We start from the raw sequence: 643 nt of genomic DNA, 5'->3' as shown, positions 1-643 counted from the left end.
GATGTCGGCGGGTGTTGAACAGTGGCTGGCGCACTGGCCGCAGGGCGTGACGCTCACCAATGCCTCTGGTGTGCACGGCGATAAAGGTGCCGAGTTCATTTTGATGGCGGCGCTAATGTTCAACTTCGGCATTCCCGGTTTTCTGCAGGATCAGGCGCAGCGTGTCTGGCGTCCAACCTTTGGCGGCTGTGCACGCGGCAAAACTGTGCTGCTGCTGGGCGTTGGCGGCATTGGCGCCGCAGCGGCAAAACTGCTCACCGCGCAAGGCTATCGCGTGATTGGCGTGACGCGCAGCGGACAGTGTGATGCCAACGTGGCGCGCTGCATCCGCATTGACGCGCTCGACGATGTGCTGCCGCAGGTGGATGTGGTGGTGTCGACGCTGCCGCTGACGCCACAAACCCACAATCTGTTCGATCGCCGCCGCTTCGATCTGCTGCCCGTACGCGCGGGCATCGTGATTGTTGGCCGCGCCGATGTGTTTGATTACAGCGCGATGCGCGAAAAACTCAACGCAGGCGAACTGGCTGGCGCGGTGCTGGATGTCTATCCGCAAGAGCCGTTACCCGCCGACGACCCGCTGTGGCACACGCCCGGCGTGGTGATGACACCGCACTGCAGCCTCGACGATCACAGCGCCTAC

1 protein-coding gene is annotated in these 643 nt (G+C 63.1%); it reads left to right on the top strand.

Annotation, left to right across the window (positions count from 1 at the left end):
• A partial coding sequence (locus RTY00_RS15850) for an NAD(P)-dependent oxidoreductase (protein ID WP_312665086.1) occupies window positions 1-643 on the top strand: 643 nt, incomplete at both ends.

Origin of the sequence: Pantoea sp. CTOTU49201 (assembly GCF_032054795.1) — a bacterium.
Lineage (GTDB): Bacteria > Pseudomonadota > Gammaproteobacteria > Enterobacterales > Enterobacteriaceae > Pantoea > Pantoea symbiotica.
The sequence above is the reverse complement of the archived record's forward strand: the minus strand, read 5'-3'. Positions and strand labels throughout refer to the sequence as shown.